A 26,637-nucleotide genomic window follows, 5' to 3' on the forward strand; every position below is an offset into this window, starting at 1 on the left:
CATGAGGACGATATGAATGACGGAACCAGTCCACGTCCAGGGTGGCACTTGCTGCACGACCGCGGGATGCGCCTCGCCGTCGGCCTGGCCATCGTCGTCGCCATCCCCATGGCGGTGCTGTTCTACTTCCAGTTCCGCTCGCTCAACGACATCGAGAAGAACTCGTCCATCATCCTGCGGCAGTTGAGCAGCGACACGGCCAGCTCGTTGACCGAGACGGTGGAGACCGCCCTCAAGCGCCCGTACTTCGACGTGATCCTGCGTGTGCCGCAGGCGCGCATCGAGCCGCTGGACCTGGCGTTCATCGACCCGGTCATGCACGAGGCGCTGCTGGAGAGCCCGTTCGTGACCGCGTTCTTCGTCTGGACCGAACGCGGGCCCCACGGCGACCAGTGGCTGGCGTACGACCAGCAGTCGATCGCGCAGGCGGCCGGCACGGTCGAGAGCCGCTTCCGCGAAGACACCGTGTTTGGCGCCAAGCTGCTGCCCCGCCTCCACGAACTGGTCAGGATGCGGATGGCGATTGTCGCCTTCACCGAAGAGATCGGCGGACGCCAGTACTACGTGCAGGCGCAGATGCGCTTCGAGTCGTTCGCGCGCGAGCGCATGACCAGCGTGGTGGCGTTTGCGGTCGACGCCGAGCGCCTGAAGACGGAGTTCATCCCGGCCCTGTTGCGCGATCGGCTCGCGAACGTCCAGCAACCGGCGGGCTTCCCCTCGCTCGAGGCCGCGGTGCTCGCGGAAGACGGCACCCGCATTTTCGAGTCGGACCCCTCGCGCAGCGACGACATGCCGGTGGACGAACGCAGTTTTCCGGTGGTCTTCTTCGACAAGGAACTGCTGGCGTTCGCCGCGCCGTTCGAACAGCAACGGGAGATCTGGGGCCTGCGCACGGGCTACGGGCCGGAATCGATCCCGGAAATCGTCAGCGCCAGCACGCGGCCGCAGATGGCGTTGATGGTGGTGTTGGCGGTGGCCATGAGTCTGGGCGTCTTCCTGGTCGCCGGCGCCGCGGCGCGGGAAGTCCGGGTCGCCGAGCTGAAGTCGAACTTCGTCGCGTCGGTGTCGCACGACCTCAAGACGCCGCTCGCGCTGATCCAGCTGTTTGCCGAGACACTCGAATTGGGCCGCGTGCGCACGCCGGAACGGGCGCAGGAGTACTACCAGATCATCAACGGCGAGGCCAAGAAGCTGACCCGGCTGATCGAGAACATTCTCGACTTCTCGCGCATGGAGGCCGGGTTGCGGCCGTACCGCATGGAGCCGGCCGACCTGGGTGAAATCGTGAGCCGGGTGCTGGCTCGCATGGCCACGCAGTTTTCGCAGGGCAATTTCGTGGTCAAGACCGAGATCGCCCCGGCGCTGCCCCGGGTCCTCGCTGACGAAGGCGCGACCGAGCAGGCCATCGAGAACCTGCTCGCCAATGCCATCAAGTATTCCGGCGACGCCAAGCAGCTGGAGGTGTCGGCGCGGCGCGCCGGCGACCACGTCGAGGTCAGCGTCACCGACCACGGCATCGGCATCTCACGGCGCGAGCAGGCTCGCATCTTCCGCAAGTTCTACCGCGTGCAGCGCGAACTGGGCGGTGGGCCCCAGGGCACCGGGCTCGGCCTGGCGATTGTCGACCACACCATGCGCGGACACGGCGGCTACGTCCGCGTCACCAGCGAACCCCAACAGGGCAGCACTTTCACCCTGCACTTCCCCATTCCCGGCGAGAACGCCTTCGCCCCCACTCTGGCAGAGTCCACACGATGAAGAAGATCCTGGTGATTGAAGACGAGCCGCAAATGCGGCTCGGCCTGCGCGACAACCTCGAACTCGAGGGCTACGAGGTCGAGACGGCCGCCGACGGCGACGAGGGGCTGCTGAAGGCCGGGGTCTTCTCACCCGACCTGGTCATTCTCGACGTGATGCTGCCGAAGAAGAACGGGTTCGACGTGTGCCGCGATCTGCGGGCCCGGTCGGTCGCGACGCCGATCGTGATGCTGACCGCCCGCTCGGCCGAGACCGACAAGGTGCTCGGCCTCGAACTGGGCGCCGACGACTACGTCACCAAGCCGTTCTCGATCACCGAACTGCTGGCGCGCGTCCGCGCCGTGCTGCGGCGCTCGGGCGCGGGCGTGGTCAAGCCGGCGGCCGAGATCATGCGGATTGGCGACATCGAGATCGACTTCAAGCTGCATCAGGCGCGGCGCGGCAAGGTCCGCATCGAGTTCACCGCCCGCGAGTTCGACCTGTTGCGCTATTTCGTCCTGCACACCGGCCAGGTCGTGACCCGCGAGCAGATCCTGAACGAGGTGTGGGGCTACGAGGAATTCCCGACCACCCGCACCATCGACAACTTCGTCGCCAAGCTGCGGCAGAAGATCGAGAAGTCACCCCACGCCCCCGAACACATCCTGACGATTCACGGCTCAGGATATAAGTTCGTCGGCTAGGCCACCGATTAAACACCGATCGGCCGGGCCACAGATTAAACACCGATTAGTCACCGACAAGAACAGGTTAGAATCCGACGCAATGGAACCAAAGACCATCTTGCTTGCGGGCATGATCCTGATCGGGGTCATGTACCTTGTGTTCTGGTATACGACCCTCCAGCGCCAGCGGGCCGCCGGGGCCGGCCCGGCGCCGCTCGCGCCCGAGCCGCGGACGCTCGGCATCTCGTTCATCGCCAACTTCTTCGACACGCTCGGCATCGGCTCGTATGCCACGACCACCTCGATGTTCCGCTTCTGGAACGTCGTGCGCGATGAAAAGATCCCCGGCACGCTGAACGTCGGCTACGTGCTGCCGACGACGGTCCAGGCGGTGATCTACATCACCATCGTCGAGGTGGAGTTCGTGACCATGGTGGCGATCATCGCCGCGGCCGCCGCCGGCGCCTGGCTGGGCGCGGGCGTGGTCGCCAGCCTGCCGCGCCGCCAGGTGCAGATCGGCATGGGCTTCGCCCTGATCGGCGCCGCGACGCTGATGCTGTTTTCGCTGACCGGCATCGGTCCGGCGCCCGGTGTCGCCCTTGGTGTCTCTGGGCTCAAGCTGGGCATCGCCGTCGTCATCTCGGCCTTCCTCGGCGCGCTGATGATGCTGGGCATCGGCTATTACGCACCATGCCTGATCATGATCAGCCTGCTCGGCATGAACCCGACCGCGGCCTTCCCGATCATGATGGGCGCGTGCGCGTTCCTCATGCCGGTCGGCAGCCTGCAGTTCATCCGCAAGCAAAGTTACGACCTGCGCGCCGCGATCGGGCTGATGATCGGCGGCCCACTGGCGGTACTGATCGCCGCCTTCATCGTCAAGTCGCTGCCACTCGATTACGTCCGCTGGGGCGTCGTGGTGGTGGTGATCTACACGGCCATCGGCATGCTGACCACCGCTTCGAAAGAGCGCGCCCTGCAGAAGGCCGCGTAACGAGGGACACCGCCATGACACGAATTGCCGCCGTCTTGTTGCTGCTCGGGCTGACGGCACCGCTCGCCGCGCAGTCGCACGACCGCATCTTCTTTCTCGACCTGCGAGGCAAGATCGTGTCGTCGGCGACGGACGGCAGCGACCGCCAGGTGGTGATCGACGGCCTCAAGGGCGCGCCCGACGGCATTGCCGTCGATGTCGAGGCCGGCCACATCTACTGGACCAACATGGGCAACGTGGCGGCGGACGATGGCTCGATTGAACGGTCGAACCTGGATGGCTCGAACGTCACGACGATCCTGAAGACCGGCGGCACGTGGACGGCCAAACAGCTGGTGCTCGACAAGAAGAACGGCAAGCTGTATTGGTCCGATCGCGAGGGCATGCGCGTGATGCGCGCCAACCTCGACGGCTCGGCGCTCGAGACGCTGGTCGAAACCGGGCGCGGCGACGAGGCGCGCAAGGACCAGCGGAACTGGTGCGTCGGCATGGCGCTCGACCTGGCCGGCGGCAAGATCTACTGGACCCAGAAAGGCGGTGACAACGCCGTCGCGGGCACCATCCGCCGCGCCAACCTCAATATCCCGAGCGGGCAAACCGCGGCCAATCGGAACGACATCGAGGTGCTGTTCGATCAGCTGCCCGAGCCGATCGATCTGGAACTCGATCTCGCCCGGCGCCACCTGTATTGGACCGACCGCGGCAACCCGCCCGAAGGCAACACCGTCAACCGCACCTCCATCGACAGCCCGCGCGAACGCACCATCCTGGCCGGCGGCTTCAACGAAACGATCGGGATCGCGCTCGACCTCGAAGGCGGACGGATGTTCCTGACCGACCTGCGCGGCAGCGTCTACAGCCTGAAGCTGGATGGCTCGGATCGCAAGGTGCTGTTCACCGGCCAGGGCTCGCTGACCGGCATTGCCCACGCCGTGCTGTCGCGCCCGACGACGTCTAAGTAGCCTCCGGCTTCTTGACCCGCCGGAGCCTCGGCGGAGGCGGTTAGCCGGATAGCAAGGTCCGCCTAAAGGCGGACGCCACATTGAAGAAGGGGTCTGCCCCGCAGGCAGACCCCTTCTCCTGCTCTAGCCAATAATCGTGACCGTCGCCGTGGCCGTCGCTGGCGCACCCAGGTCGTAGCTCGCTCCGTCGGTGAGCGTCACAATCACCGTCTCGGCCGCTTCGGTGATGCCGTCGGCAATCGGAATCACGAACACATCGGCGGTCGCCTGCCCGGCAAGGAACGTGACCGTGACCGGGATGGCCTGGTAGTCGGTGCCGTTCACGGCCGTGCCCGTGACCGTGTAGGTCACCGTCAGCGACGAGGTCAGCGCGCCGGTGCGCGAGAAGCGGAACGTCCCCAGGTCGGGTCCCGTTTCCGACGCGGTCGCATCCAGTGCAACGACCGACACCACCGGGGCGGCGTCGGCAATCGTGACGATACCGGACGTCGGCGAACCCAGCGCAAAGGGCGCCACCGACGAGAGCGTCAGGATCACCGTTTCCGACCCCTCGGCCAACGCATCCGCAATCGGCGCCACCACGACATCGACCGTGGCCTGTCCGGCCAGGAACGTCGCGGTGAGCGGCACGTTGGTGTAGTCGACGCCGTTGGTCGCCGTGCCGGTCAGCGTCAGAGTCACCACGAGAGGTGACGTCAGCGGCAACGCCGCACTGGCAACCCGGGTAAGACGGAAGCGGCCCTGGTCGGTGCCGGTTTCGGCGGCCGTGGCGTCGACGACCGACACCCACACAGTGCCACCATCCTCGTCACTATCATCGTCACGGTCGACATTGCCGCCGTCTGGGCTCTGGAGCTTCACTTCGGTTGCTTCGAGCACCGCGCCCTCGATGCGGGCCCGGACGTGCACCCGATCGCCGATGCTCAGCTCCGAGAACGCCACGGCGCGCTGGCCGAAACGGATGACAGCGGTGACGGGAACGTTGACGGTTCGGCTGTTCACGGTGATCGCCGTGCCCGCAATCGCGGAGATCGACCCCTCGAGTTCGACTTTGCTGGTTCCGGGATTGACCGGAGCGGTTGGCGCGCCGGGCGACGTGTTGGCCGGCGGCGTGCTGGTCGACGGACCCTTGTCGTTGCCGCTCCCATTGCCGTTCTGATTCCCGTTGCCGTTGCCGGGATTGACTGGCTTCACGGGATTACCCCCGGCCGCGGTAGTGCCGGACTCGGCGGTCGCATCGGTCGCCTCGACGTTGAGGCTCGCCGCCGCCACGGCCGACGGGGCGGTCGGATTCAGCGACTTCGACGAGTCGCCGCACGCCGCCGTCGCAAGCAGCGCGCCTACCAGGACGATTGACCCGAACGTCTTCTCACTCAACATGCCGTCTCTCCTCAATCAGTGGCCGGGGTAGGGCCTGACCGGGAGGGGTTGGTGCAAGGGGGATACCGTGAAGGGCCCGGCGGGCCGCCCAGGCGTAAGTGACTTGTCCGCAGCGGCTTAGCAAACTGGGAGCCCGTAGCGTTGGCACGCGGCCGTGCAAGAATTGCCGGGCGAACGTCAGAATTGTATGGCGAGGGGACGGCGTTGATGCGCGGAGGGGTCAACGCCCTTGATGGTGACGACGCGGCGGCGGCCGCCGGCGACGATCGTCACTTCGACATCGACGCGGCCGGGCCACGTAGCCGGTACCCCAAGGTGCACCGGCATGGCGTTCTGCGAGCAGTAGCCGCTGCCGGTATCGACGAGCGCGGCCGCGAGCAGTTGTCGAGTGCGTGGCTGCAAGACGCGCACCTCGCTGCCGGCGAGCGTGCGCCGGCCGGCCTGGTCTGTCACCTCGACGAAAAACCCACGGCCGCGCGACGGCGCGATATTGCGCAGCAGCGGATGCCCGCCACCATTGGAGTCGTTGTTGGTGAGCGACAGGTCGAGGCGGCCATCGCCATCAAAGTCGACGAACTGCACGCCGTGCGTGGCGTCGTTCTTCAGGATCACGTCCGGGAGGGACTCGGCGAAGCCCCAGGCGGCGGAGGCCGGGCCACGATTCATGAACAACGCGTCGCGATAGAGCGGCTGGCCTCCGAGGAAGTTGCCGACGTACAAATCCGGAAGGCCATCGTTGTCGAGGTCGCCCCACGCCGAGGTGACGCCGTGGCCGGCCAGGTCGATGCCGCTGGCTTTCGCGACCTCGGTGAAGGACTTCCCCGCCTCGTTGCGATAGAGCGCGCTCGGGCCGTAGTTGGCCACGAACAGGTCGAAGTCGCCGTCGAGATCGAAATCGGCCACGCTCGGCCCGACCCCGCCGTCTGCCGCCGGCCGCGGCGTGCCGGCCACACCCAGCGCCACGGCGACATCCTCGAACGTGCCGCGGTTCTGCCGGTACAGGCCGTTGGCCTCGCCCTCCTGGTTGGCGGTGAACAGATCGAGATCACCGTCACGGTCGAAATCCCACCAGACGGCGCTCACGGTCTTGCGGGTGTCGCCGATGCCTGATGCGGCGGTGACATCGACGAAGCGGCCGTTGTCGTTACGCAGGAGCTTGTTGGCCACGTCCCTGAACGCAACGAACAGATCGAGGTCGCCATCCCCGTCGTAGTCGACCCAGGCCGGCTGGCGGGTCACCCCGCGGAGGTTCACGTTGAGGGCTGAGGCCACGTTCGTGAACCGGGTTCCACCCTGATCGTTGCGATAGACCTTGGCCGGCACGGCTGGATCGGCAAACCCGATGAACAGGTCGGGATCGCCATCGGCGTCGAAATCTCCCCACGCGACGGCGCGGGTTTCCTGGTCGTCGGCCAGCCCGACATCGGCGGCGACATCCCGAAAGGTGCCGTTGTCGTTGCGATAGAAACGATTGGGTCGGCCGCGAAAGGCGACGAAGTAATCGAGGTCGCCGTCACCATCGGCGTCGGCCCAGGCATTGGCCTGGCCACCCGGCGCGGCAAACGTGTCAGGCTGGACGCGTTCAAACGAGGGCGGCCCTCCGGCCGCCTGAAAGGCCCATGCCAGGGCCGCCAGCAGCGCGAGTGCCATCATCCGGCGTCAAGAACCTCACGAAGCTTCGCCGTGAGCACGCTCGCCGTGTAGGGCTTGGCGATGAAGTGCGCGGAGTCGGACGAAAACTCCTTCCGCAACATCGCGTCGTCGGTATAGCCCGAGCTGTACAGCACTTTCAGGCCCGGGCGCACCGCGCACAGGACCCGGGCCAATTCGGGTCCGCTCATGCCCGGCATGACCACGTCGGTGACCATCGCGCCCAGGGGGCCCGAGTGCGCCTGCGCCTTGGCCAGCGCGTCGTTACCATCACGCGCCGCCAGCACCTGGTATCCGGCGGATCGCAGAATACGCTCCATGATCATCCGCAAGCCATCGTCATCATCCACAATCAGGATGGTCTCGGTCCCCGTTGCCCTGCGCCCGCTCGTGGCCATGGCCAAGACGGCGTGAGTGCCGGGCTCGGCCCTCCGCAGAGCGATCGTGAATCTGGTGCCGCGGCCTGGCGCCGACTCGACGAGGATGCTGCCGCCGCTCTGCTGGACGACGCCGTAGACAGTCGCCAGGCCAAGACCCGTGCCCTGACCCTGTTCCTTGGTCGTGAAGAACGGTTCAAAAATCCGCGCCTGCACGTCCGGGGTCATCCCGGTTCCGGTATCCACAACGTCGAGGACCACATGATGCCCTGGCGAGATGCCGGGATGACGCGCAGCAAACTCGGCGTCCAACAAGGCATTACGGGTGGAGATGGTCAACGACCCGCCCCGGGGCATGGAATCGCGCGCGTTGACCGCGAGGTTGAGCAGGATCTGCTCCATCTGTCCGGGGTCGACGAACACCGTGTCGAGGCCTGGTTGCGACTCGACCTGCAGCGTGATGTCCTCGCCGATCAGCCGCTTTAACATCTTGGCGGTGTGCTCAACGTGCAGGCCCAGGTCGATGGCCTGTGGCGCCAGCACCTGCTTGCGGCTGAAGGCGAGCAGTTGGCGCGTCAGGTTGGCGGCCCGGCCGCCGGCCTCCTGAATGTGCTGGAATTCGATTCGCATGGGATCCCCCGCCGGCAGGTCGGCGAGGGCCATCTCGGAAGTGCCGTTGATCACCGTCAGGAGGTTGTTGAAGTCGTGCGCGACGCCTCCGGCCAGCCGGCCAATGTTCTCCAGTTTCTGCGCCTGCACCAGTTGCTCCTGAAGACGCTTCTGCTCGGTCATGTCCCGCTTGACGCCAATGTAGTTGGTGACGACGCCGTCGTGGTTGCGCACCGGCGTGATGGTCTGGTGCTCGACGTACAACGTTCCATCCTTGCGGCGGTTCGTGATCTCGCCCTCCCAGACCAGGCCCGACACCAGGGTCTTCCACATCTCCTCGTAAAAACCCGGTTCATGCGCCCCCGAGCGAACCAGGTCGCGCGGGTTCTTGCCGACGGCCTCTGACTCGGTAAAGCCGGTGACGGTCGTGAACGCCGGATTCACCCACTGGATGGCGCCGTCTGGATCGGTGATGATGATGGCGTTCGCTGTGGCATGTAGCGCCAGGCTCTGCAGCCGCATCGACGCTTCGGCCTGCTTGCGGGCGCTGCAATCGCGGACGAACGCGGTGATGAACCAACCTTCGGTGGTCTCCCATCGTGCCAGCGACCGTTCCATGGTGAACGTGGAGCCGTCTTTCCTCAGTCCCACCCGCTCGCTCAGGCGCTCGAGTTCAAGGCCCCCGACGAGCTGACCCGCTCGCTTCATGGCCAGGTCATGACTATCTTCTTGCCCCGGCGCCAGCAGCATCTGGCCGGACTGGCCAAGCGCCTCGGCCTCGGCGTAGCCAAACAGGCCGGCCGCCGCCGCGCTCCACCCGACAATGCGATCCGCTGAATCGACGGTAATGATGGCGTCATTCGCGGACTGGACCACCGCGCGGTACCGGGCTTCGCTGGCCCGCAGCCGGCGATCGGCGTGGTCCTTGTGCAGCGCCACTTCGATCGTCGTCCGCAAGCTCTGTTCGTCGAACGGCTTGATCAGGTAGCCGAGCGGCTCGGCACGCGTGGCCCGCTCGACCATGTCGTCGGTGGCATAGGCCGTCAGGAACACGCTCGGAATCGAGAACTGCTCGCGGATGGCGATGGCGGCGTCGATGCCGTCGAGGCGCCCGGGCAGGTTGATGTCCATCAACACGAGATGGGGCCGGGTGGCACCGGCCATGGCGACCGCCCCTTCTACCGACATCGCAATGCCGACCACGTCGTGACCCAGCCGTAGCAACTGGCTCTCGATGTCGCGGGCGATGATGCTTTCGTCCTCGACGATGAGGATGCGTGAACTGGTCATGACGTCGACTCTCCGTCCTGGACGCCAGCAGGTTTTTTCGGAATAAACGTGAGACTGAATGTTGTTCCATTACCGGAGGACATGTCCAGTGTTCCGTTCAACTGTCGCGCCAGGTCCGTTACCAGTTGCAGGCCCAGAGAGCGCTTGCGCGCCTCGTCGAAGTCGGCGGGCAGCCCGGCACCAGAGTCGGCGACCGACAGCCGCATGGCCGGTCCGCCGGCCACCAGCCGCGCCGAGAGGCGGATGTCGCCGTGACGTCCGCCCGGAAAGGCATGCTTGAGCGCGTTTGACATCAACTCGTTGACGATCAGCCCGCACGGTACCGCTTGATCGAGCTCGATCCGAATCGGCTCGACGTCAAATTCCAACGTGATGCCCGCGGCCGGCGCCAACGACCGCACGATCTGCTGGCCCAGTTGCCGCAGGTAAGCCGCCAGGTCCACCTGGGCCAGATTATCAGAGCGGTACAGCGTTTCGTGGAGAAGCGCCATCGAGAGCACCCGGCTTTGCATTTCGGCCAGCACCGCCACGACGTTCGGTTGCGACGACCGCCCGGCCTCGAGCCGCAGCAGGCTGGTGATCACCTGCAGGTTGTTCTTGACGCGGTGATGCACTTCCTTCAGCAGCGCCTCTTTCTCGTGCAATGACGCCCTGACCGCCGCTTCGGCCTCAATCCGCCGCGCGTCGCGGCCGAAGGTGTCGAGCGCAAAGCTGATATCGGTGGCCATCTGCACCAGCAACTCGCGCCCCTCGGGGTCGAAGGCGTCGGCCGTCCGCGCATAGATCGTCAGCGCGCCGACCGCCCGGCCGTCGCGGGTCAGGGGCAGGCCCACCGACGCTGCCCAGCCGAATCGCTGCGCGCGCTCGTGCCAGGGCCCGGTCGAGGGATCGGCCTGGAAGTTCTCGATCCAGATCGGCCGATTCTCGCGAATGGCCGTCCCTGTCGGCCCGCGGCCGAACGGGATGTCGGCCGAGGTCAAGACCGGGATGTCATCGAGGTACTCGGTCCCGGTGCCGAATGACGCCACCGGCGTGACTACGCCGCTGGCCTCGTCGGCCATGCCGACCCAGGCCATGGCCATGCCGCCGTGGGTCACGGCGGCCTCGCAGATCAACGGGAACAACTCCGCCTCACCAACGCTGCGGACGATGGCCTCGTTGCAGCGGCTGAGCGCCGCATACATCTGGGCCAGGCGCCGCGAATGCAGTTCGGCGATCTTGCGGGCATGGATGTCGGTGTGGGTGCCCAGCATGCGCAGGGGCCGGCCCTCGGGCGTATATGCCACAATCCGCCCGACCGAGAGCGTCCACAGCCAGCCGCCTGGTTTGGTGCGCTGGCGGAACTCCACGCGGTAGTCGACGGTGCGCCCGTTCACGTAGTCGAGATGCGCCTTTTCAACCCGCGGCCGGTCCTCGGGATGAATGCGGGCCAGCCACGTCGCGTTCGTCTCCACCAACTCGCCTGGCGCATAGCCAATCTGGGTGGCGTACTCGGGGCTGACCACCGCGTCACCGCTCTCGACGTTCAGGTCGAACGTGCCCTGGTTCGACACGGTAAGCGCCATTCGCAACCGCTCTTCGCTGTCGCGCAGGAACTCTTCGGCCTTGCGGCGCTCGGTCACCTCGTTCCAGGCGCCGGTGACCTCGGCGATCCCGAGCGCGTCGCGGCGCACCACTCTCAGGCCATCGCTGATCCACAACTCGCGGCCATCCTGGCGAAAGAAGCGGTACTCGTGCGTGAGCTCGTCGTCTCGCTCCAGTGCCACCATGCGGGTCAGGGCGCCTACCCGATCGTCGGGATGCAGGTTGGAGACCCACCAATGAGGGTGCAGCACCTCCTGTGGCGAAAAGCCCAGGATGCGGTGAACATTCTCGCTGACTTCGGTGGGCACCAGCCGCCCGTCAACCCGCGCGAGCCGGTAGATGATGGTCGGGCTGCTGCCCAGCATGCCGAGCAACTGGCTCGAGGTGGTCTTTAGCGCCGTGGCCAGGGCGGCCTGGTCACGATAAAACGCCACGCGCCGATTGCGCCACATCAGGCCCAGTCCTGAGCCTGCGCTGAACATCAACAACGCCACAAACGCCGAGACGACCCGCACCCGCCGCCACAGCCGGTCGCTCAATTCAGACCGGTTGATCCGCACCGCCAGGTGCCACGGCGTGTCCGGAATCGCCCCAACGACGCCGACGCTGGGCATGCCGCGATAGTCCACCCCCTCGACCATGCCGGTCTGGCCGCTCAAGGCCTTCACCGCCATGACGTCGGTCGCGGTCACCGGGATGCGGACGCGGAGGGCCCTGCGCTGGCTGATGAGGTCGCTCAGGAACACCACCTCGTCACCATCCCGGCGCACCAGCACGGCCTCGGCCGTCGAGCTCGTGGTCGGCCAGTCGCGAATAAGCGTGAACAAAAACGGTTCCGGGTTAATGCTGAGGGCCAATAGGCCAACCGGCCGGTCAGGCATGACGCCGACGGCGAGCGGTACAAGCAGGGCGAGGTGCGCGTGGCCTTCGTCATCGAAGTGAAAATCCTGCAATAGCGGCTCACCGCTGCGCAGGACCTGCTGAATCTGCTCGGCGACCGCCGCCGATGGCCGTCCGTCACGTCTGGGCAACGACAGCCGCAGCGTCCCGGCCGAATCGAAAAGCAACATGCTGTCGTACTGCAGCGAGGCATTGAACTCACGGAGCCAGCTGCCAGACGGCGTTCCGTCTGGCAGCTGGCCCCCCTCTGCCTGGCGGAGCATGCTGATGAGGAGGTCGTTGTGGCGCAACGACATCGCGTCGCCCTGCCGTTCCTTGCGCCACTGGCTCAGGCCCGACCTGATGAGTTCGACCACCGCCGTCAGTTCCTGCTCGACCTCGGCGCGGAGTTCCCGCTCGAGCTCACGGTAGTAGGCGTAGCCAACCGCCGTGCTCATGACACCTATGCCGATGAAGATCCAGACGAACGGCCGAATCGGCGTCGGCGCAGCCGTCTGCGACTGTCCAGAAAGTTGGAGCAGCGCCAAGCCCCCCAGCAGCAGGACGATGCTGGTGTTCAGGGCCACCGGGACGACCACCAGCCCAGTAAGAAGGGGCGCGCCGAGGACGTTGGACACTGCGAGAACAAAACCCACCAGCGCGAGGACCGCGCTGACAGCGCGGCCAGCGACGGCCGGCCAACTGTCCCGGGCCGGAGGGACGATCAGCAGCAGCACGGCGGCATTCGCCAATGCGAAGCAGGCCGCCGTCACCGGTGAGACGAAGCCCACCGGTGCACCTTCAATCACACCGGCAATGGGGAGAAAGAGCAACTCGAACCGAGGCAGCCACCCGCCCATGCGAATGGCCAGAAACACGAATGCGGCGACGCTGCCTGCGATTGCCAGGGTCCTGGCGATGAAGAGGTGTCGCGCGCTGGCGGCGGAGCGGGAGCATGCGACGAGAGCCATGCCCAGCAGCACCGACAACACGGCCGTGGCCGGTGCCATCGGCACGGTTTCGGCCTTCCACGCCGGGAGCTGCGGGATGGCGAGCATCCATCCCGCAAGGCTGGCGGCGCCAATGGCGACCACCGTGGCACCAGCGGCGAGGACGGCTCCTTCGGTCGGGGCCTTCAGCGGCTACCCGCCTTTCGGGTGCCCCCCGCCTTGGCCTCCTCGGCGCGGGCGCCGGCGAGAATGCCTTCCATGGCGTAGTTGCCTTCATGACAGGCGTACTCGTAAATCAGGCCGGTCGCCTTCTTCAGGCGGATCATGAACGTGTACGGCCTGGTCCACGTCTTCGGGTCGTCCACCGTGATCTCCCAGTTGATGAAATCGGGACTGACGCGCGTGTAGCGTTCGGTCAGTTTCACGTCCGGGGTCGAGCCCTGGAAGCCATTGATAAAGTTGGTCGTCTCGACGACGAGCGAGTCGCCTTCCCAGCGACCGCGCGGATCGCCGTGCAGCTGCCGAATGCGGGCCGGCAGGTGCGGACCTGGGGTCATGGGCACCACGCGCGCGTCGTGGATCATCTCCTGCAACAGCGCAACGGTGGCCGGCGACTGGATGATCTGGACGTAGCTGTTGTAGTTGGCGCCGGTTCGCGGCGCCCCGTACGAGATGCAGCGCTCGGACAGCGGCCGATCCTCCGGACCATCGGACGGACCGCGGTTGCGGGCGGCGCGAGCCTTGGCGGCCTCGGCCCGGCGGGCCACGGCCTCGGGCGTCAGCGGCGGGAACTGGCCGTCGGGCGGATCGATGATGAGCGACGTGCGATGATCCCACTCGCGGTCGGCCATCCAGAACTGGTTGTAGTTGCCGGTGCTCGGGTCGTAGGACACCTGCTTGAAGTCGCCCTGGTCCCGGGCGTTCAGCATCAACTGGACGAAGTTGCCGAAGATGGCGTCGCCGCCCTGATCCACGAACTGCGTGGCCAGCCGCTTCATCTCCTCCAGTTCGGCGTCGGTCAGCGACGCCTTGTCCTTCCACTGCGTCGGCCGGGTCATGGGGGTCACGCTGTTGTTGCCCCACACGCCCTGCAGGTCGGGCTTGCCGTCGGCCGTGCGCGGCACCTTCCAGCCGGCCGGTGCCTGGGCAGTAAGCGCCACGCCCGCCCACGAGCCGGCCGCCATTGAGACAGCGACGAGAACCGCATGGAGGTTTCTCATGCGGCGAATGATATCCTCCCGGCACCGAGGAGATCGAGCAATGTTGATCCGTCCCAAGCCTCAAGCCTCAAGCCCCAAGTTCTTCCGGGCCGCAGCTCTTGCCGCTCTTTTATTGGCTGGCGGCCCGGTCGTGGCCCACCACGCGTTTTCGGCCGAGTTCGACGCCAAAGCGCCCGTCACGCTCAGAGGTCCCGTCACCAGGGTCGAGTGGATTAACCCCCATGCCTGGATTCACATGGAGGTGACCCGCCCCGATGGCAAGAAAGAGATCTGGATGGTTGAGGGCGGCACGCCAAACACGCTGCAGCGCGGCGGCATCTCGCGCGACTCGATCAAGATCGGCACCGAGATCGTCGTCGCCGGCTTCAAGGCCAAGGACGGGCGGCTGCGGGCCAACGGCCGCGACATCACATTCCCCGACGGCCGCACGCTGTTCATGGGCTCGTCGGGCACCGGCGCGCCCAAGGATGGCCGCGACCCCAACGATCGTCCGAAGCCCAAGGGGCCGTCGCGATGACGCCAAGGGGTCGTAGCGCGCGCCTGTCGTCGGCCATCCTCACCGCATTCGTGCTCGGATCGGCACTGGCGGCGTGCGCCCCTTCCACGCCGGCCACGCCCGAGGCCTACCGCGCGCCGCGCACGCCCGAGGGTACGCCGGACCTGAGCGGCATCTGGCAGGCGAACAATACGGCCAATTGGAACATCGAGGCGCACACGGCAAAGCAGGGCCCGGTCTTCGCGCTCGGCGCCGCGTTCAGCGTCCCGCCGGGCATGGGCGTCGTGGACGGCGATGAGATCCCGTACCTCCCCGAGGCGCTGGCCAAGCGCGATGCGAACGGCGCGAACTGGACAACGCTCGATCCCGAGGTGAAGTGCTTCATGCCTGGCATTCCGCGCGCCACCTACCTGCCCTACCCGTTCCAGATCGTGCAATCGGCCGACAACATCCTGTTCACATACGAGTATGCGAGCGCGAGCCGCATCGTCCGCATCAACAGCCAGGAGAAGAGCCCCGCCCCCGCGTGGATGGGGTGGAATCTCGGCCGCTGGGACGGTGAGTCCCTGGTGATTGACGTCACCGATCAGATGGAGGAGACGTGGTTCGATCGCGCCGGCAATTACCACAGCGACGCGCTGAAGGTGACCGAACGCTACACCGCGATCGACGCCAACACGCTGCGATATGAGGCGACGATTGAAGATCCGAAGGTCTTCTCCAGGCCATGGCAGATGAGCATGCCGCTCTATCGCCGCCGCGAACCGAACGCCAGGCTGATGGAATACAAGTGCGTCGAGTTTGCGGAAGAGCTGATGTACGGACATCTCCGAAAGCGCTAGCCACCGAGGCCTCAGAGAACACAGAGCTTGAAATTCCTGACGGCTGGCCTTGGAATCATCACCGTCGCCGCCTTCGCCGGATGCTCGCTAATCACACGAGCCGGTGTCGGCCTGCTTTACGAGAAGACTGACCTCCCATCCAGCCAGATCGTTCGCGAGCTCTGCTACACCTCCGCACCGTGCGATTCATCGCGGCACACGCTGGATCTCTATCGGCCCACAGCCACCACGTGGCCCGTGATCATCTTCGTGCACGGCGGCAACTGGGACAGCGGCGACAAGAACTACCGCGCCGGCGGCGCTGATGTCTACGCCAACATCGGCCGCTTCTATGCCGCGCGCGGGATCGGCGTGGCCGTCATCAACTATCGGCTGCAACCGGCCGTGGCCTGGCCGGCGCAAGTGGACGATGTGCGCGCCGCCGTGACGTGGGCGCGCAGCAACATCAGCCGCTACGGCGGGCAGCCGGATCGGCTCTTCCTGATGGGCCACTCAGCCGGCGCGCACCTTGCGGCGCTCGTCGCACTGACCTCGCCTGATCTGCCCGTTCGCGGCGTCATCGCCGTCAGTGGTGCGGCGCTGGACCTCACCGATGAGCAGACGTATCAGCTTGGCGCAGATCGCGCCTTCTATCATCAGCGCTTCAGGGGAAGCGACACGGGCACGGCGTGGGCCCGCAAGGCCTCGCCCGCCCAATTCGCCACGGCGCAAGCCCCGCCCTTCCTGATTTTGTATGCGACCGGCGAGACCAGGGCGCTGCAACGACAATCGCAAGTGCTGCACGAGGCTCTCACCCAGGCCGGCACCGCCAGCACCTTGGTGCCCATCCCCGGAGAAAGTCACACGCGCATGGTCCTCGCGCTCAGCCATCCCGACAAGGCGCCGGCGAAAGCGATTCTCGATTTCATCCGCTGAGCGCGCCTGCGCAACGAGGGAAATTGGCGGCTGGGGCCGTCTATTCGGCCATGATGATCCGCCGCTCCCTCGCTCCCTTGCTCCTCGCGTTCGCGCTCTGTTCGACCGACGTCTACGCCCAGACCGTCACCGCCGTCCTGGTCGGCCGCAGCAACGACCTCGTCCAGACCTCGACGGACCAGCCCGTCATAAACCCGGCGCCGCCCACGCCCACCTACGGCGGGCCGTTCGGCTTCTCGATCTCGGTGCAGGGCACCGGTCTGTCCAGCATCCCTGCCCCGACGTTCACCGCGCCGGCAGGAGCCGGCATCCTGGCGCCCGGTCTGGCGTGTAGCGGGTTCTTTAGCCCCGCGTTCTATAACGGCGGCGTCATGGGCTACAACGCCCTGGAAGGCGCGTGGAACGCCGGCGCTCCCAACTTCAACAACTTCGGCGGGATGAACGGCGTCCAGCGGAACTGCCTGTTCCTCAGCCCTCCGGCCAACACCGGAACCTACACGGTCAACGTAATGGGCACGGCGGTCACCCTCACGCTGGGGCCGCTCGCAAGCCTCATCCCGAGTCCGCATTTCACCCTCTCAGGAGGATCGTGGTCGGGCGGCAAGTACGTCGTCGACGTCAACGACACGCTGACCATCACCTCAAACTCCTTCCCCGGCTTTGCGCAGCACGTCGACGGCGCGATCCGGCTCGGTATCGAGGGCCCAGGCGGCGGCGTGGTCGACGACCTGCGGCTCTACTCTGACAATCCAGCCGCGCCCAACAGCATCAGCTACTCGCTGGCGGCGGGGGCGCTTACAAGCGGCGGCGACTACAACGTCGTTGGAATGTTTGCCGCGGTGCTCGACAAGAGCAGCGGTCTGCCAGGGCTCCCCGACAGCCTCAACCTCGGGTACTTCAGCATCTCGACCTCGATGATCATCTCGGCGGTCGGCGTGCTGGCCGACACGACGCCGCCGGTGATCGCGTCGCTGGCGACCTCGCCCGCCAGCCTCTGGCCGGCGAATCACAAGATGGTGGGGGTTACTGTGACCGCCAACGCGACCGACGACGGCGGGCCCGTGACCACTCGGATTCTGTCGGTCACCAGCAACGAACTCGACAACGGACTTGGCGATGGCGACACCGCCAACGACATCGTGATCACCCCCCCGATGAGCGTGAACCTGCGCGCCGAGCGCTCGGGCTCCGGCAACGGACGCATCTACGCCATCACCGTGGAAGCGGAAGACGCCGCCGGCAACACCAGCACCGCCGTGGTGCACGTGACAGTGCCCAAGAGCAAGGGCAAGTAATCGGTCAGCGCTTCGAGCTGGCGTCGCCGTCGAATTCGAATCCCGGCGGCGCCTGCTCGAGGCCGACTCTTCCAGCGACGATGGTTGCGCGCGCGTAGCTCTCGGGCCGAACCGGCGCGCCGGCCATGCCCCGCAGCAGCGACAGCTGCCCGACGTGCGTCAGCGCGTCGGCGAACGGCCCCTGGATCAGCTTGTCGATGGAGCCGGCAAATGGCCCGTCCGTCGCGATCGCGGCATCCAGCGCGGCCAGGCCGCTGAAGAACCGGTCGACTTCCGTCGCCCAGTCGTCGCCGCCTTCCGCCTTCCACTCCTTGCCGCCGGCGGCCATCGCGGTGCCCCAGGTCATGAGATCCGCCATGTGCGCCACGATCCGGACCGGCAGGCGCGTCGCACTGCCAAACGCCTGCTGACCAAATCCCTGGGGCGGGTCACGCAGCACCTTGGCGGCACGAGATGCGAGGGTTGCGGCGAGCTGGCGCAAGACGACGCGGCTGGGATCGGTGGTGGCCATGGCGGAGATTCTACCGCCAGGAAACGGAGGGGTTAGCGACCTGGTTGCACGACGCGCAACCCGGCGGCGCGCGCCGCAGCCGCCTGGCGATCGTCGTAGGTGACGAAATCGAGATCGACGCCAATCGACAAGGCCGTGGCGACGTGGACGGCGTCCAGCGAACGAAGGTCCGGCGCGAGCTTCGCCGCCAGGTCGCGAACGTCGCGCGAGAGATCGATGAGGAAGAAGCCTCGCAGGTGTTCGCCGGGTTCGGCGCCCCGCGCGCGCAAGCGATCGAGCGTGCGCCTGACCTCCACGTCGGCCAGTATGGAGGTCAGCGCATTGGGTTGATGTTCCTCCAAGTAGTCAATCAGGGCGTGCGACTCCCGCTCGGGCCGCCCCAACTTCACAATGGCCGACGAGTCGAAGTAAGCCTTCACAGGAAGCGGTCTTCCCGCATTCGGCGAGGATTTCTTCAGTGCTGGGCAGTCCCGGGGGTTCCGCCTTGGGCCAGAACAACCGGGGTGGCGACCTAATGCTATGATTACAGCCTGAGCTGTAATCATGGCGAAAAGACCCATTTCTCTCACGATCGAGGAAACCAACCTGCTCTGGCTTAAGGGGAGGGCCAGACTGGTGGCGGGCGGCAGTGTCAGCGAAGCCGTGGACCAATTGGTGGCCGAAGCACGTGCCGGACGATTGGGCGGGACCGAGCCGTCGCGGTCGGTTGTTGGCACGATCGACCTGGGGGCGGATCCCTTGCTGACCGACGCCGACGCCGCCATCCGGGCGGTGTTCGCCGGTTCCCTGGTGCGATCGATGACCGCGACCGACGCGCGGGTGCCGCGCGCATCAAAGGCTGGATCCGGGAAGAAGACGGCCCGTGGCTGACATCGACGCCGTCGTGACCGACACTCACGCCCTGCTGTTCCACGCCGCCGGTGGTCGCGGACTCGGGCCCAAGGCCGCGGCGGTGTTCCGGGCAGCCGAGGAGCGCCGCGCCCTGATCTATGTGCCGATGGCGGTGATGTGGGAGGTGATGCTCCTGGCGCGGGCCGGCAAGGTGAACTTGCGGAGGACCGCTCGCGGATTCTTTGACGACCTGTTCACCAATGCCGCCTATCAGCCCTTCGACCTGACGCGCGAGCAGGTCGTCGCCGCCGACGAACTGCGATTCAACCGCGACCCGTTCGATGCCCTGATTGTCGCCGCCGCCCAGGAACTGGCTCTGCCCCTGCTCACACGCGACGTCGAGATCCAGAATGCCGGCGTCGTCACGGCGATTTGGTAGGAGCCTATCGCTTCGCGCTGGCGTCGCCGTCGAATTCGAATCCCGGCGGCGCCTGCTCGAGGCCCACTCGTCCGACGCTGATGGTCGCGCGCGCGTAGCTTTCCGGTCGGACAGGTGCGCCGGCCATCCCTCGTAACATCGACAGCTGCCCGACGTGCGTCAGCGCGTCGGCGAACGGCCCCTGGATCAGTTTGTCGATCGACCCGGCAAACGGCCCGTCGGTCGCGATTGCGGCATCCAGCGCGGCCAGGCCGCTGAAGAACCGGTCGACTTCCGTCGCCCAGTCGTCGCCGCCTTCCGCCTTCCACTCCTTGCCGCCGGCGGCCATCGCGATGCCCCAGGTCATGAGATCCGCCATGTGCGCCACGATCCGGACCGGCAGGCGCGTCGCACTGCCAAACGCCTGCTGACCGAATCCCTGGGGCGGGTCACGCAGCACCTTGGCGGCGCGATATGCGAGGGCTGCGGCGAGCTGGCGCAAGACGACGCGGCTGGGATCGGTGGTGGCCATGGCGGAGACTCTACCGCCAGGAAACGGAGGGGTTAGCGACCTGGTTGCACGACGCGCAACCCAGCGGCGCGCGCCGAGACGGCCAGGCGATCGTCGTAGGTGACGAAATCAAGGTCGACACCAATCGACAAGGCCGTGGCGAGATGAACCGCATCGAGCGAACGGAGCTCGGGCGCCACTTTCGCCGCCATGTCGCGAACGTCGCGCGAGAGATCGATCAGAAAGAAGCCCCGCACGTGGTCACCGGGGTCGGCGCCACGTGCCCGGAGTCGATCGAGAGCTCGTCGGACTTCCACGTCAGCCAGCACAGTCGTCAGCGCTTTGGGTTGTTGCTCGTCCAGGTAGTCGATCAGGGCCAGCGACTCGCGTTCGGGCCGCCCCAGCTTAACGATCGCCGAGGAGTCGAAGTAGGCCTTCACAGGATGCGCTCCTCGCGCATCTCGGCGATTAAATCCTCAGAACTTGGCAGACCAGGCGGCTCCGCCTTGGGCAGCTTGAGATTCCTGAGCGACGCGGTCGGCGCCGTCGCCTTGCCCTCCGCCACCAACCGGTCGAGCACGTCCACGGGCTTGGGCAACGGCGTCAGCAGGGCGACCACGCGACCGTGCTCGGTCACGCGCATCGTCTCGCCTTCCTTCACCCGGTCGAGATACACCGACAGGTTCTGGCGCAGTTCACGCACTCCAATGGCATCCATGTAGCACATAGTAGCACATCAGGGCGGCGCCAAAAGAAAAGGACCCAGGGAATTTCTTCCCTGGGTCCTTTGGGGCGATGTGGCGTCCGCCTTTAGGCGGACCATCCGCCTTCGTCCTACCGGACTACGCGAGACAGGCAGGTTACTCGACTTCGGTGATGCCCCTGGCTTCCGCCTCGTCCGGCTCCACCAGGTATTCCATCTCGCGGTCCAGCTCCATGTCCTCGTCGCTCGGCTGCTGCACCGGCGGCGGCGGTGGCGGTTCGTCCGCGGGAATCTGCACGTGCCGATACCACCAGAAGCCCGTGCCGGCGGGAATCAAGCGTCCCATCGTCACGTTTTCCTTCAGGCCGCGCAGGTAGTCGATCTTCCCGGAGATGGCGGCCTCGGTGAGGACGCGGGTGGTCTCCTGGAATGATGCCGCCGAGATGAACGACTCGGTCGACAGCGACGCCTTGGTGATGCCGAGCAGCAGCGGCTGGGCCTTGGCCGGGTGGCCGCCGTTGCCGATGACGCGCTCGTTCTCTTCCATGAACCGGAACTTGTCGACCTGTTCGTCGATCAGGAATTCCGTGTCGCCCACGTCCTCGACGCGGACCCAGCGCATCATCTGGCGAGTGATCACCTCGATGTGCTTGTCGTTGATGTTCACGCCCTGCAGGCGGTAGACCTCCTGAATTTCGTTCACGAGGTACTTCTGCAGTTCCTTCTCGCCCAGCACGTGAAGAATATCGTGCGGGTTGTTGGGACCGTCCATGAGCGGGTCGCCGGCGCGGACGCGGTCGCCTTCCTGGACGTTGACGTGCACGCCACGCGGGATGCTGTATTCACGCGGCTCGGCGTTCGGGTCGTCGGCCACGATCATGATCTTGCGCTGGCCCTTGACCACGCCGCCGTACTTCACCGAACCGTCGATCTCGCTGATCACGGCCGGATCCTTCGGCTTGCGGGCCTCGAACAGTTCGACCACGCGCGGCAGGCCGCCCGTGATGTCCTTGGTCTTGGTGGTTTCGCGCGGGATCTTCGCCAGCACGTCGCCGGCGTTGACCATCTCGCCGTCCTGCACCATCAGGTGGGCGCTGACCGGCATGATGTAGCGGCGCACCGTGGCGCCGCTTGCCGACTTGATCTCCACCGTCGGCTGCTTCTTCTCGTCCGGCGAGTCGACGACGATCAGGCGGGACAGGCCCGTGACCTCGTCGAGATCTTCCTGGACGGTGACGCCGTCGATGATGTCCTTGAACCGGATCTGGCCCGTTTCTTCGGTCAGGATCGAGAAGGTGTAGGGATCCCACTCGACCAGGATCTTGCCGGTGTCGACCGCCTCGCCGTCCTTGACCTTGAGGCGCGCGCCGTAGACCACCTGGTAGCGCTCGCGGTCGCGGCCCTTGTCGTCCTGCACCACGATGAAGCCGGTGCGGTTCATGACGACCATCTCGCTGCCACCGGTGGGGGTGGGCCGCTCGACGGTCTGCAGGTTCTCGTACTTGGCGGTGCCCTTGTGCTTCGAGTCCAGCGTCGACTGGTCCGAAATACGCGACGCCGTGCCGCCGATGTGGAACGTGCGCATCGTCAGCTGCGTGCCGGGCTCGCCGATCGACTGGGCGGCAATGACGCCGACGGCCAGGCCGAGCTCGACCAGCTTGCCGGTGGACAGGTCGCGGCCGTAGCAGCGCTTGCACACGCCACGACGCGAGGCGCAGGTCAGCACCGAGCGGATCTTGACCTTCTCGATGCCGGCGTCCTGGACGTCGGCGGCGAGCTGTTCGTCGATCTCCTGGTTGAAGTCGAGAATCAGGCCGCCCTTGATCGGGTCGACAATCTTCTCGAGCGACACGCGGCCGATGATGCGGTCGCGCAGCGGCTCGATCACCTCGCCGCTTTCGACGATCGCCCGGGCCTCGATGCCGTCCAGGGTGCCGCAATCGTGATCCGAAACGATCACGTCCTGCGCCACGTCGACGAGGCGGCGCGTCAGGTAGCCCGAGTCGGCGGTCTTCAGTGCCGTGTCGGCCAGGCCCTTGCGCGCGCCGTGGGTCGAGATGAAGTACTCGAGCACCGACAGGCCTTCGCGGAAGTTGGCCTTGATCGGCTGCTCGATGATCTCGCCCGACGGCTTCGCCATCAGGCCGCGCATACCCGCCAGCTGGCGAATCTGCTGCTTCGAACCACGAGCGCCCGAGTCGGCGAAGATGTAGACGGGATTGAACTTGCCTTCCTTGTCCCGCTGTTCCATTTCACCGAACATGGCGTCGGCAATCTTCTCGGTAACGTCGGACCACACCGCGATCACCTTGTTGTAGCGTTCGCCGTTGGTGATGGCGCCTTCGAGGTACTGCTGTTCGACCTTGATCACTTCGTCGTGGGCGTTGCGCGAGAGCACCGCCTTGTTCTGCGGAATGATCAGGTCGTGGATGCCAATCGACATGCCCGAACGGGTGGCGTAGGTGAAGCCGACCTGCTTGAGGCTGTCGAGCATCTCGACGGTGTTGTCGATGCCGGTCGTCAGGTAGCAGCGCTGCACCAGCTGCTGCAGGCCCTTCTTCTTGAGCATGCCGTTGACGAACGGCAGGTTCTTCGGCATCGCGCTGTTGAAGATGACGCGGCCGACGGTGGTGTTGATGATCTTGTTGTGCACGTCCTGCACTTCAGCGTGCAGCACGTCCTGGTCGTCCCGCGACGTCGACATGTCCTGCAGCTGACCGGTGTAGCGCAGGCGGATCGGCGTCAGCGTTTCGAGTTCGCCGGCCTCCAGCGCCAGGACCACGTCGTCCACGCAGGCGAAGGCGCGGCCTTCACCCTTGGCGCCGGGCTTGGCCTTGGTCAGGTAGTAGCAGCCAAGGACGATGTCCTGCGACGGCACCGCGACCGGCGTGCCGTTGCTGGGCGACAGGATGTTCTTCGACGACATCATCAGCGTCGAGGCCTCGATCTGCGCCTCGGGCGAGAGCGGGATGTGCACCGCCATCTGGTCGCCGTCGAAGTCGGCGTTGAACGCCGTGCAGACGAGCGGGTGAATGCGAATGGCCTTGCCTTCGACCAGCACCGGCTCGAACGCCTGGATGCCCAGCCGGTGCAGCGTCGGCGCGCGATTCAGCATCACGGGATGCTCGCGAATCACTTCTTCGAGCACGTCCCACACTTCCGGAACCTGCTTTTCGACCATCTCCTTGGCTTGCTTGATGGTCGCGACCAGGCCGCGCTCTTCGAGCTTGTTGTAGATGAACGGCTTGAACAGCTCGAGCGCCATCTTCTTGGGCAGGCCGCACTGGTGCAGCTTCAGCTCGGGACCGACCACGATTACCGAACGGCCGGAGTAGTCGACGCGCTTGCCGAGCAGGTTCTGGCGGAAGCGGCCCTGCTTGCCCTTGAGCGTGTCGCTCAGGGACTTCAGCGGGCGGTTGTTGGCGCCGCGCAGCACGCGGCCGCGGCGGCCGTTGTCGAACAGCGCGTCCACGGCTTCCTGGAGCATGCGCTTTTCGTTACGGATGATGACGTCGGGCGCCTTGAGCTCCATCAGCTTCTTCAACCGGTTGTTGCGGTTGATAACGCGGCGATAGAGGTCGTTCAGGTCGGAGGTCGCGAAGCGGCCGCCGTCCAGTGGCACCAGGGGGCGCAGTTCGGGCGGGATCACCGGGACCACGTCCAGGATCATCCACTCGGGCTTGTTGCTCGACTTGCGGAAAGCGTCAACCACCTTCAGGCGCTTGGCGAACTTCAGCTTCTTCTGGGCCGAGGTCTCGGTGCGCATCCGTTCGCGCATCTCGACCGCGAGCTTGTCGACGCTGACGCGCCGCAGCAGTTCCTTGATCGCCTCGGCGCCCATCTGCGCCTTGAACTTCGAGTAGCCGTGCTCTTCGCGGGCCTTGCGGAACTGGTCCTCGGTCAACAGCTGGTTCTGCACCAGCTTGGTGTCCATCGGATCCACGACCACGTAGGCCTCGAAGTAGAGCACGCGCTCGAGGTCGCGCAGCGAGATGTCGAGCAGGTGCCCGATGCGGCTCGGCAGGCCCTTGAAGAACCACACGTGGCTCACCGGGGTCGCCAGCTTGATGTGGCCGAGGCGCTCGCGGCGCACCTTGGCCTGCGTCACTTCGACGCCGCACTTGTCGCAGATCACGCCGCGATGCTTCATGCGCTTGTACTTGCCGCACAGGCATTCCCAGTCGGTGATCGGCCCGAAGATCTTGGCGCAGAACAACCCGTCACGCTCAGGCTTGAACGTGCGGTAGTTGATCGTTTCCGGCTTGGTCACCTCGCCAAACGACCACTGCTCGATCTTCTCGGGCGATGCCAGACTGATCCGGATCGCGTCGAAGTCGGAGCGAAGGGTCGTCTTCGCGTCGGTGAAGCTTGGTCTCATGTTCATCAACCCTCCAGCACCGGCTCGGCCGGGACTTCTTCGGTCAGTTCCGCCGGCTTGCGTTTCGTGGAGATCAGCTCCACGTCAAGACACAGCGACTGCAGCTCGCGGATGAGCACATTGAACGACTCGGGGAGTCCCGCCGTGAAGGACGCGTCGCCCTTCACGATTGATTCGTAAATCTTCGCGCGGCCGGTGACATCGTCCGACTTCGCGGTGAGCAATTCCTGCAGGATGTGCGCGGCGCCATACGCCTCGAGCGCCCACACTTCCATTTCGCCGAAGCGCTGGCCGCCGAACTGGGCCTTGCCGCCCAGGGGCTGCTGCGTAATCAGCGAGTACGGCCCGATCGACCGGGCGTGGATCTTGTCGTCAACCAGGTGCGACAGCTTGAGCATGTAGATGTACCCGACCGTGACATCCTGCTCGAACGGCACCCCGGTCATGCCGTCGGCCAGCGTGGTCTTGCCACCGCGCTGTTCGAGGCCGGCCTGGTCGAGCCAGCCCATGATTTCCTTCTCGGTCGCGCCGTCGAAAACCGGCGTCGCGAAGTACAGGCCCAGCGCATGCGCGGCCCAGCCCAGGTGCGTTTCCAGGATCTGGCCGACGTTCATGCGCGACGGCACGCCCAGCGGATTGAGCACGATCTCCACCGGCGTGCCATCCGGCAGGTACGGCATGTCCTCTTCGGGCAGGATGCGCGCGATTACGCCCTTGTTGCCGTGGCGGCCGGCCATCTTGTCGCCGACGGACAGCTTGCGCTTGATCGCGACGTAGACCTTGACCATCTTGATGACGCCAGGAGCGAGCTCGTCGCCCTTGGTGAGGCGCTCGATCTTCGCGCTGTACTTGGCGCGGATCTCGTCCTCCTTGTCGCGAACCTTGTCGATCAGCTTGAAGATCGCGTCCTGCACCGAGTGATCGGCGTCTACCTGGATCCGCTCGTACTGGTCGACCTGCAGCCGGCTGACGACCTCGGGGGTGAACGCCTCGCCGCGCGCCACGACCTCGGCGGAGGTTGCGTCGTCGAGGATGCGGGCGGCCGCCTTGTGGCCCTTGAGCACGCGAGCGAGCTGGCGGGACGCGGAGTCCCGCACAGTGCGCAGCTTCTCGTCGCGGTCACGGTGGATACGTGCGACCTGCCACTGCTCGATGTCCGCTGCACGTGCGTCCTTCTCGACACCCTCACGGGCGAAGATCTGCGCGCCGATGACCGTGCCTTCAACGCCCGGGGGGACCTTGAGGGACGTGTCGCGGACATCGCCCGCCTTCTCACCGAAGATCGCCCGGAGGAGCTTCTCTTCGGGGGAGAGCTGCGTCTCGCCCTTGGGCGTGATCTTGCCCACCAGGATGTCGCCGGGCTTCACGTCCGCGCCGACGCGGATGATGCCGCTGTCGTCGAGCTGGTTCAGCGCCTCG

22 protein-coding genes are annotated in these 26,637 nt (G+C 66.0%); 10 read left to right on the forward strand and 12 right to left on the reverse strand.

Features of this window, described 5'->3' with window-relative positions:
- Positions 1 to 12: 12 nt before the first annotated feature.
- The 4 genes from Q8T13_05800 to Q8T13_05815 all read left to right on the forward strand — a co-directional run bounded on the left by Q8T13_05800 (position 13) and on the right by Q8T13_05815 (position 4,379).
- On the forward strand, positions 13 to 1,758 hold the full coding sequence (locus Q8T13_05800) for a HAMP domain-containing sensor histidine kinase (protein MDP3717269.1): 1,746 nt from the start codon (positions 13 to 15) through the stop codon (positions 1,756 to 1,758).
- Positions 1,755 to 2,441, forward strand: a complete 687-nt coding sequence (locus Q8T13_05805) for a response regulator transcription factor (protein MDP3717270.1) — start codon at positions 1,755 to 1,757, stop codon at positions 2,439 to 2,441. Before Q8T13_05800 ends, Q8T13_05805 begins: the two co-directional genes overlap by 4 nt.
- 82 nt (positions 2,442 to 2,523) lie before the next feature.
- Positions 2,524 to 3,417 (forward strand): sulfite exporter TauE/SafE family protein, encoded by an 894-nt coding sequence (locus Q8T13_05810; protein MDP3717271.1) that lies wholly within the window; start codon positions 2,524 to 2,526, stop codon positions 3,415 to 3,417.
- A 14-nt stretch (positions 3,418 to 3,431) separates the two neighbouring features.
- The gene (locus Q8T13_05815) at positions 3,432 to 4,379 is read left to right on the forward strand and encodes a 3-hydroxyacyl-CoA dehydrogenase (GenBank protein ID MDP3717272.1); all 948 of its coding nucleotides are present in this window, start codon (positions 3,432 to 3,434) and stop codon (positions 4,377 to 4,379) included.
- Positions 4,380 to 4,502: 123 nt separating this feature from the next.
- Here the strand turns inward: Q8T13_05815 and Q8T13_05820 are convergent, their stop codons facing one another.
- The 5 genes from Q8T13_05820 to Q8T13_05840 form a co-directional block, all read right to left on the reverse strand.
- A complete protein-coding gene (locus Q8T13_05820) occupies positions 4,503 to 5,759 on the reverse strand; it encodes a Calx-beta domain-containing protein (GenBank protein MDP3717273.1) in 1,257 nt (418 codons plus the stop codon).
- A gap of 177 nt (positions 5,760 to 5,936) precedes the next feature.
- The gene (locus tag Q8T13_05825) at positions 5,937 to 7,412 is read right to left on the reverse strand and encodes a VCBS repeat-containing protein (protein MDP3717274.1); all 1,476 of its coding nucleotides are present in this window, start codon (positions 7,410 to 7,412) and stop codon (positions 5,937 to 5,939) included.
- Complete coding sequence (locus Q8T13_05830; GenBank protein ID MDP3717275.1) at positions 7,409 to 9,685, reverse strand: PAS domain S-box protein; 2,277 nt, start codon at positions 9,683 to 9,685, stop codon at positions 7,409 to 7,411. The genes Q8T13_05825 and Q8T13_05830 overlap by 4 nt, the downstream gene beginning before the upstream one ends.
- Positions 9,682 to 13,242 (reverse strand): PAS domain-containing protein, encoded by a 3,561-nt coding sequence (locus tag Q8T13_05835; protein MDP3717276.1) that lies wholly within the window; start codon positions 13,240 to 13,242, stop codon positions 9,682 to 9,684. The genes Q8T13_05830 and Q8T13_05835 overlap by 4 nt, the downstream gene beginning before the upstream one ends.
- A gap of 41 nt (positions 13,243 to 13,283) precedes the next feature.
- Positions 13,284 to 14,318 (reverse strand): hypothetical protein, encoded by a 1,035-nt coding sequence (locus Q8T13_05840; GenBank protein MDP3717277.1) that lies wholly within the window; start codon positions 14,316 to 14,318, stop codon positions 13,284 to 13,286.
- 40 nt (positions 14,319 to 14,358) lie between these two features.
- Here Q8T13_05840 and Q8T13_05845 point away from each other — a divergent pair, with 40 nt between their 5' ends.
- From Q8T13_05845 to Q8T13_05860, 4 genes are read left to right on the forward strand one after another with little or no spacing between them, the layout of a single operon-like run.
- A complete protein-coding gene (locus Q8T13_05845; GenBank protein ID MDP3717278.1) occupies positions 14,359 to 14,835 on the forward strand; it encodes a DUF6152 family protein in 477 nt (158 codons plus the stop codon).
- The gene (locus tag Q8T13_05850) at positions 14,832 to 15,656 is read left to right on the forward strand and encodes a hypothetical protein (GenBank protein MDP3717279.1); all 825 of its coding nucleotides are present in this window, start codon (positions 14,832 to 14,834) and stop codon (positions 15,654 to 15,656) included. Before Q8T13_05845 ends, Q8T13_05850 begins: the two co-directional genes overlap by 4 nt.
- Positions 15,657 to 15,683: 27 nt before the next feature.
- Entirely contained in the window at positions 15,684 to 16,571 is an 888-nt protein-coding gene (locus Q8T13_05855) for an alpha/beta hydrolase (protein MDP3717280.1), read from the forward strand.
- Positions 16,572 to 16,621: 50 nt separating this feature from the next.
- Positions 16,622 to 17,866 carry a hypothetical protein gene (locus Q8T13_05860; protein ID MDP3717281.1) on the forward strand — a complete coding sequence of 415 codons (1,245 nt, stop codon included), beginning with the start codon at positions 16,622 to 16,624 and terminating at the stop codon, positions 17,864 to 17,866.
- 4 nt (positions 17,867 to 17,870) lie between these two features.
- Here the strand turns inward: Q8T13_05860 and Q8T13_05865 are convergent, their stop codons facing one another.
- Together Q8T13_05865 and Q8T13_05870 are read right to left on the reverse strand one after the other, a co-directional pair.
- The gene (locus Q8T13_05865) at positions 17,871 to 18,377 is read right to left on the reverse strand and encodes a hypothetical protein (GenBank protein MDP3717282.1); all 507 of its coding nucleotides are present in this window, start codon (positions 18,375 to 18,377) and stop codon (positions 17,871 to 17,873) included.
- Positions 18,378 to 18,409: 32 nt separating this feature from the next.
- Complete coding sequence (locus tag Q8T13_05870; GenBank protein MDP3717283.1) at positions 18,410 to 18,796, reverse strand: type II toxin-antitoxin system VapC family toxin; 387 nt, start codon at positions 18,794 to 18,796, stop codon at positions 18,410 to 18,412.
- Between the two features lie 124 nt (positions 18,797 to 18,920).
- Between Q8T13_05870 and Q8T13_05875 the strand changes: the two genes are divergently transcribed.
- Together Q8T13_05875 and Q8T13_05880 are read left to right on the forward strand one after the other, a co-directional pair.
- The gene (locus Q8T13_05875) at positions 18,921 to 19,247 is read left to right on the forward strand and encodes a hypothetical protein (GenBank protein ID MDP3717284.1); all 327 of its coding nucleotides are present in this window, start codon (positions 18,921 to 18,923) and stop codon (positions 19,245 to 19,247) included.
- A complete protein-coding gene (locus Q8T13_05880; GenBank protein ID MDP3717285.1) occupies positions 19,240 to 19,647 on the forward strand; it encodes a type II toxin-antitoxin system VapC family toxin in 408 nt (135 codons plus the stop codon). The genes Q8T13_05875 and Q8T13_05880 overlap by 8 nt, the downstream gene beginning before the upstream one ends.
- 4 nt (positions 19,648 to 19,651) lie before the next feature.
- Here the strand turns inward: Q8T13_05880 and Q8T13_05885 are convergent, their stop codons facing one another.
- The 5 genes from Q8T13_05885 to Q8T13_05905 all read right to left on the reverse strand — a co-directional run.
- Positions 19,652 to 20,158 (reverse strand): hypothetical protein, encoded by a 507-nt coding sequence (locus Q8T13_05885; GenBank protein MDP3717286.1) that lies wholly within the window; start codon positions 20,156 to 20,158, stop codon positions 19,652 to 19,654.
- Between the two features lie 32 nt (positions 20,159 to 20,190).
- Positions 20,191 to 20,577, reverse strand: a complete 387-nt coding sequence (locus tag Q8T13_05890) for a type II toxin-antitoxin system VapC family toxin (GenBank protein MDP3717287.1) — start codon at positions 20,575 to 20,577, stop codon at positions 20,191 to 20,193.
- Entirely contained in the window at positions 20,574 to 20,855 is a 282-nt protein-coding gene (locus Q8T13_05895) for a type II toxin-antitoxin system prevent-host-death family antitoxin (GenBank protein ID MDP3717288.1), read from the reverse strand. Before Q8T13_05895 ends, Q8T13_05890 begins: the two co-directional genes overlap by 4 nt.
- A 142-nt stretch (positions 20,856 to 20,997) precedes the next feature.
- Positions 20,998 to 25,218 (reverse strand): DNA-directed RNA polymerase subunit beta', encoded by a 4,221-nt coding sequence (gene rpoC, locus Q8T13_05900; GenBank protein ID MDP3717289.1) that lies wholly within the window; start codon positions 25,216 to 25,218, stop codon positions 20,998 to 21,000.
- A 5-nt stretch (positions 25,219 to 25,223) separates the two neighbouring features.
- Positions 25,224 to 26,637: DNA-directed RNA polymerase subunit beta (locus Q8T13_05905; GenBank protein MDP3717290.1), on the reverse strand; the 1,414-nt coding region annotated here is incomplete at its 5' end.

The sequence above is a fragment of the Acidobacteriota bacterium genome (genome assembly GCA_030697165.1).
GTDB lineage: Bacteria > Acidobacteriota > Vicinamibacteria > Vicinamibacterales > UBA2999 > 12-FULL-67-14b.